Consider the following 6,000-nt stretch of genomic DNA (forward strand, 5'->3'; position numbering starts at 1 on the left):
TCCGCCCTAAGCGAATGGAGTGAAAGCGGGAACTGTTTTCGGATCGTAACCGGGATTTATCCCGGCGGCGAGGCTGGAGCAACTGTCACAGAAAAATCCGGCGTATTGGGCCGTCACCCCGAACACCTGGTAACGGACATCGGGAGAAAGCCCCGCCTCGTCCCTTAAGGACGCTTTGAACGCCACGTCATAATATATCGACCGGCCTTTATACCCGGCATCCCCGGTCCAGTTCCGATGCCGCGCCGCCACCGGCGCATCGCGCCTGCGCAACAATCCCACCAGCGGCCTAAGATGCGGACAGGCTTTCAAGATGACGCGCCTCCATAATGGGCGGGTGAATTAGAAAGAGTCAGCGGCAATTATTAAGCGCGGCGTCATCCGTCATACGGCGACACTTTCCCTGCGCGCATTCATGAAGAAGGGAAGTTGCCTGTCCTCATAATCTGCCTTGGTGGCGAAAACCCGGGAAAGTATTACGTTGTGCTCAAGGCTTATTGCGGCGGTGGCCTCGGATGTCCGGTTGATGAGGGCTCCGTAATCGAACGGATGTTTCATTATGAGCAGAACATCGATGTCCGACGCCGCATGAGCGTCCATGCGCGACTGCGAGCCGTAAAGACGCACGTCCAAAAGCTCACCGCCAAGGATGCCCTCAAGCGCCAATTTGTATTCCTGGACGATCTGGTTTACCGGCGTTTTCATATGAGTTTATTTTATTCTCGTTTAGGCAAAAAGCCAAATTGCGCGCCATCCCGCCGGCGCCGCTCCTCACTCTCTCCCCAACTCTTCCTTCAGCACTCGCTTCAATACTTTCCCTATCACCGTCTTGGGCAGACTGTCCCTGAACACTATCTTCTTGGGCGCCTTGTATGACGCCATGTTCTTCCGGCAATACGCGGTGATATCCTCCGCCGTCACTTGCGCGCCCGGCTTCTTCACCACCGCCGCGACCACCCGCTCGCCAAGATAGCTGTCGTCCATGCCCACCACCGCCGCCTCCATCACGCCGGGGCACTGGTACAGTATGTCCTCCACCTCCTTGGGATAAACGTTGCAACCGCCGCTTATTATCATCTCCTTCTTGCGGTCCATCAGGAACACGTAGCCGTCCGCGTCCACATATCCCATGTCGCCGGTGAAAAGCCAGCCGTTCTTGAGCACCCGGGCGGTCTCCTCCGGCTTTCCGTGGTAACCGGCCATCACCTGCGGGCCGTTGACGATCATCTCGCCGACCTCTCCTTGCGGGCATTCCTCCCCGTCCTCGCTTTTGACTATAAGGCTTTTCGTCCCCGGCAGGGGAAGGCCGATGCTGCCGGGCCGGGCGGAGCCGTCCAGCGGGTTGCAATGGGTGCAGGGGCTGGCCTCCGTCAGCCCATAACCTTCCACAAGCTTGCCTCCGGTGAGTTTTTCGAACCGCTCCTTCACCTCCAGCGGCAAAGGGGCCGCGCCGGACACGCAGAACTTGATGGACGATATGTCCCGCTTGGCCGCTTTCGGGTGGTTGTTTACCGCCACATACATCGCCGGCACACCGGGGAATATGGTTGCGCGGCGTTTTTCGATGAGTTTCATCACCGCGTCCGCCTCGAACTTCGGGACCAGCGCCATTTCCGCCCCCAGCGACAGCGCAAGGTTTAGCCCGGTGGTCATGCCGAAGGCGTGGAAAGTGGGAAGGGCGAGGATGAAAACCTCCTTGCCCGGCTGCGCCCCCAAAAACCACTGGCGGCATTGCAGGGCGTTGGACAGCACGTTGCGATGGGTAAGGCGCACCCCCTTGGCGGTCCCCGTCGTCCCGCCGGTGTATTGCAGCAGCGCCGTCTGGTCCGGCGATATTTTCGCGGACTGCGCCTCGTCTGAAGCGTTGTTCACAAGCTCGCTCCAATACGCGGCAAGCGGGCCGGACACCGGCCAGGGCATATAGTCGGCGAGGTTCAGGACGATCAACTTCTCAAGTTCCGTGTTTTTCGCCACCTCCATCACCCTGTTGGCGAAAAGGTTGAGGACGAACGCCACCTTCACCCCCGCGTCGTTGAACTGCGCCTCGATTTCGCGCTCTACATACAGGGGATTTGTCTGCGTGACCACCGCGCCGAGGCGCAACACCGCCTGGTATGCGATGAGCCCCTGCGGGCAGTTTGGCGCCATAATGGCCACGGTGTCCCCTTCGCCCACACCCAGGCCGCGCAGGATGTTCATTACTTTTTTCACCTGCCGGTCGAATTCTCTGTAGGTGATCACGGTCCCATAGAAAAAGATCGCGGTGTTCTCCGGATATTGCGCGGCCGCCTCTTCGAGCAGGGAGGTGAGCGGCTTTTCGGGGATGGTGAATTGCATGGCCAACTTTATCTCTTGTCCTTTTTCCATAGAGTATTCAGGTCGCGTTTGCCGTGTATGAGGCCAAGTATCACAATGCTCTGCCCTTCGATCAAGTAAACAAGCCGGTATTCCTTGATAAAAAGTTCACGGATGCGGGGATTATCAAGCTCGGGGACAACCCTGCCTCTTTCCGGAAAAATCTCCAGCGAACGGCTTGCCGCCATGCAATCGCGGGCAAAAGCCGCCGAATAAAATTCCGAGTCCTTGCCGATAAATTCAGATATGGCCAGCAGGTCGTCGGCGGCATGGAAAGACCAGCTTATTTTTCCAGCCATCGGGCCATCATTTTTTCCACATCTTCCTGGGTATGGACACGCCCGGCCATCGAATCTTCCAGCCCCAGTTCGATTTTTTGAAGGACGTACAAATGGTACTGAATGTCCTCCAATGAGCAATTTTCAGGCAAACGCGCCAGAAGATCGCTTACTTCCCTCTTCGCTGTTTGCATATCAATCACTCGCCTTTCCATAAATCACACTCTATTCTATATTTCAATTTTACCTCGCGCAATTTTTAAGTCCGGTGTCTTTTTCCGGGCATTTATCTACCAAACCTGGAACATGGCCATATAATAACCCGCTTCGCCCGTCTCGATGTTGTAAGACCATCCCAGCAAGGCGGAGTTGTTCATCCGGAAGCACCGCGACTGGCTCCCAAACGGCGGCGGATGGCCGTTGACGCTGATTTTAACGCAGACCACGGGCTTTGAATACCCTGCCGCCTTGACGAACGCGAGATCGAGCTTGTCCAGTTCAAGGAGCTTGCCGCTGGTCGTCCGCCGGTCTTCATTTATGCGTTTTGCATTATCGAGAATGTTTCGCGTGTATTCCCCGGCAATCCACGGCCGAATGGCCGCCAACGCCCCGGGATCGGCCGTCCGGTAATAAAAAACATTCTTGCCGAAGATTATGGCCGCAATGACGGCGAGGACGAAAACACCCTTCGCCCCCGTGAATCTTATTTGAAGTTCTTTCATGCCCGCTTGTCCCCCTGGCTGATATGGTATTCCCGCCCGGAGGATATGTTAAGAAGAATTTGAAGGTCCGCGGCGTGCAGCCGAGCGGCGGACATTGCATATTTTTACGGAAGCCTGCGGCTATTCCGCGAAATTATATTCCACCGTCAGCCAGAACCGCCTTCCGTCCAGCATAAGGTCGTTGGGCTGCAACGGGAGGACGGAATCCTGGAAAATGGCGATCATGCCGGGATATTTGACCTCCCTGTCGAACACGTTCTTCACCCCGCCGCGCAGTGTCAGCCCCTTTACAGGCAGGCCGGAGTAGCTGGCCGTAAGGTCTAGCGTCTCATAGCCGGGGAGCGCGTCGCGCGTGTCCAGCGCGTATCTCTGCCTTTCACTGACCACCCTGTATCGGCCGGTAAGGGAAAAATCACTGGCCGGTTTCCATATCGCGCTCAAGTTGCCCAGCCATTTGGCGGAGTCCTGAATAGACTCTCCGGTGATATCGTCCTTTGTCTGGGCATAGGACACGTTGCCCCATATTTTAACACTCCCGCCCACAAGTTTTTCAAACTCCAGTTCCGCGCCCCGTGTCGTCGCCCCGCTTTCATTTATGTACGAATAGCCATAGTTGCGCAGTATGTTCTTCATTTCAGAAAGGAAAACATTCACCCCCAACATCAGGTCATGGGTCCTGTATATGTACGCCAGGTCGTTGGTGGTGATGGTCTCCGGGTACACCGAGTAACCCGGCGAGTCTTCGGCGGTCTTGGCCACTTCAAAAAGTGTGGGGGGGCGGAACGCGGTGGCGTGCTGCGCCTTGAATATGTGCCCTTCGGCCGGATGCCACACCGCCGCAATCCTGGGATTCACCGTGGAGCCGATGTCGCTGTACGAGTCCGTGCGCAGGGTCGCTGTCAGCGCCAGATTGCCGGTCACCTCTATTTCATCCTGAATGGCGGCGGAGGTGACGTTCCTGGTGTCATTGGCGCCATCGAGCGCAATCGCCCCTTCATACCTTTGCATGGAGGGCAATTGGACGAAGGTGACCGGATCAACGTTGATTTCCTCCCATGTTTCGATCACCTTGGCGGTGGAATATGTGGCGCTGGCAAGTATCTTGTGCCCCGCAATGCCGCGCCACTTCACGTCCACTCCTCCGTCATACCTTCTTTCTTTGACGTAATTTGTGTTGTACCAGCCGTCCGGATAAAGCACCTCGCCGCCGAAGCCGAAACCCGGCGGGACGATCTGGAGAGTGTCCTCCAGGTTGGTGGTCTCAAGCCATCCCGCCCTTAATTCAACGTCCAGCGAAGGGGTGATTTCGACCAGTTGCCGGGCCTCGGCGTTTTTCATGGACGCGCGGACCGCCACGCGATCGCTGTATTCCGGCAGCGAAATGGACAGGCCGTAATACTCCCCGCTTCCAGCTTCCTGCGCGTTGAACATCATGGAAAAATCCTTGAACCTCAAACGGGCCGAGCCGGACGTGTATTCGTCCCTCAGGCTCACCTTTCCAGGAGCGAAGGATGTGCTGGCAAGGTCGTATGGAGGGCCGCTGATGGCGTCCGGGCCGCTTGTTACGTCCGCGCCTTTCGTCCTCCAGCCGTGGACGGAAAGGTCCAGGCTGTACGATTTTTCGAGGTCCCGGAAATTCACCGCCGCTCCCCCGTTGGCATACGAAAAGCTTCCAACGCCAGCATAAGCGCCCGACGCTCCCTTGACGGTGACCACATTGATGACCCCAAGATACGCGAATTCGCCGTGCACCGATGATCCGGGGCCGCGCACGATCTCTATCCTGTCTATCTGCTCCACAGGCATCTTCCAGAAAGTGCTCGCCACGCCGTCATATGACTGGTTGACAGGAACATCGTCTATCATCAGCTTGACGCTGCCGGAGCTGAAAGTTTCGGTCGCCCCCCGCACGTTCAGTTTCCTGGCGCCCATCGTCTCCATCGAGATGTCCATCCCGGGGGCGGCGCTGATGGCCTCCCACAACGTCCTTATTCCCTGCTCCTTAAGGTCTACCGAGTGAAGCACCGTGATCATGCCGGGAACGTAATCCTTGTTAAGCCTGGTTTTTGTCGCAAGCTCCGTGGTGGAATCGAGGATTGAAAGAAGTTCCCTTACCGCCGAATCATCTTCAGTGTTGTACGCGAGCATTGCGCCGTTGCCGGTTCCGCCGCTGTTGGACACATAGTTGAAATTGCCATTGCCGCCGCTGGACGAATAGTTGAAATTACCGTTGCCGCCGCTGGACGCAGCCGCTACGGCGGGGGCGGCAAGAACGCAGGTCAAGGCCATCGCTATGACGGGCATAACAAAGGCAGCGGATACTTCAGTCGAAATTTTCCTGTTCGGCATCTTTCCCTCAAATCCCCTCTGCGTCGGCAAGCTTTAATCGTGATATATAAGCGGTCACCGGTATTTTAATCCATATTGATGGCCGCAAAATATACCAAATCATGAAAATTCTAGCACTGATTTATCTGGTTTTGGAATAAAAACAGCATTTTTCTCAATTATTAACCGTCTCATAATAGTATTGACATAAGTGGATATATGCGTTACGCTGTAGTCCATGAAGAATACAGATGGGCGCGGGCTTGATAGTAAGACATTGACGCAGTTGCGCAAGCGGGCTGTGGCCTGTGTGCAGA

Annotated in this window: 7 protein-coding genes; all 7 read right to left on the reverse strand. The window is 56.2% G+C overall.

Features of this window, described 5'->3' with window-relative positions; genetic code table 11:
* Positions 1 to 6: 6 nt before the first annotated feature.
* Positions 7 to 312, reverse strand: coding sequence for a hypothetical protein (locus HZB29_10600; protein ID MBI5816041.1), 306 nt, complete (start codon positions 310 to 312; stop codon positions 7 to 9).
* Positions 313 to 384: 72 nt separating this feature from the next.
* Positions 385 to 705 (reverse strand): nucleotidyltransferase domain-containing protein, encoded by a 321-nt coding sequence (locus HZB29_10605; protein MBI5816042.1) that lies wholly within the window; start codon positions 703 to 705, stop codon positions 385 to 387.
* Between the two features lie 66 nt (positions 706 to 771).
* Positions 772 to 2,367 carry a long-chain fatty acid--CoA ligase gene (locus tag HZB29_10610; GenBank protein ID MBI5816043.1) on the reverse strand — a complete coding sequence of 532 codons (1,596 nt, stop codon included), beginning with the start codon at positions 2,365 to 2,367 and terminating at the stop codon, positions 772 to 774.
* A complete protein-coding gene (locus HZB29_10615) occupies positions 2,346 to 2,654 on the reverse strand; it encodes a type II toxin-antitoxin system RelE/ParE family toxin (protein ID MBI5816044.1) in 309 nt (102 codons plus the stop codon). Before HZB29_10615 ends, HZB29_10610 begins: the two co-directional genes overlap by 22 nt.
* Positions 2,639 to 2,827 (reverse strand): hypothetical protein, encoded by a 189-nt coding sequence (locus HZB29_10620; GenBank protein ID MBI5816045.1) that lies wholly within the window; start codon positions 2,825 to 2,827, stop codon positions 2,639 to 2,641. The genes HZB29_10615 and HZB29_10620 overlap by 16 nt, the downstream gene beginning before the upstream one ends.
* Positions 2,828 to 2,923: 96 nt before the next feature.
* Complete coding sequence (locus HZB29_10625; GenBank protein ID MBI5816046.1) at positions 2,924 to 3,355, reverse strand: hypothetical protein; 432 nt, start codon at positions 3,353 to 3,355, stop codon at positions 2,924 to 2,926.
* 120 nt (positions 3,356 to 3,475) lie between these two features.
* Positions 3,476 to 5,704 (reverse strand): TonB-dependent receptor, encoded by a 2,229-nt coding sequence (locus HZB29_10630; GenBank protein ID MBI5816047.1) that lies wholly within the window; start codon positions 5,702 to 5,704, stop codon positions 3,476 to 3,478.
* Positions 5,705 to 6,000: the final 296 nt, after the last annotated feature.

Source organism: Nitrospinota bacterium (assembly GCA_016235255.1).
Taxonomy (GTDB): Bacteria; Nitrospinota_A; UBA7883; order UBA7883; family JACRLM01; genus JACRLM01.

What these genes read in the sequence shown, in the direction of transcription:
- HZB29_10615 (MBI5816044.1), bottom strand. Translation starts at nt 2,654, where the DNA reads ATGGCTGGAAAAATAAGCTGGTCTTTCCATGCCGCCGACGACCTGCTG.
- HZB29_10605 (MBI5816042.1), bottom strand. Translation starts at nt 705, where the DNA reads ATGAAAACGCCGGTAAACCAGATCGTCCAGGAATACAAATTGGCGCTT.
- HZB29_10620 (MBI5816045.1), bottom strand. Translation starts at nt 2,827, where the DNA reads ATGCAAACAGCGAAGAGGGAAGTAAGCGATCTTCTGGCGCGTTTGCCT.
- HZB29_10610 (MBI5816043.1), bottom strand. Translation starts at nt 2,367, where the DNA reads ATGGAAAAAGGACAAGAGATAAAGTTGGCCATGCAATTCACCATCCCC.
- HZB29_10630 (MBI5816047.1), bottom strand. Translation starts at nt 5,704, where the DNA reads ATGCCGAACAGGAAAATTTCGACTGAAGTATCCGCTGCCTTTGTTATG.
- HZB29_10625 (MBI5816046.1), bottom strand. Translation starts at nt 3,355, where the DNA reads ATGAAAGAACTTCAAATAAGATTCACGGGGGCGAAGGGTGTTTTCGTC.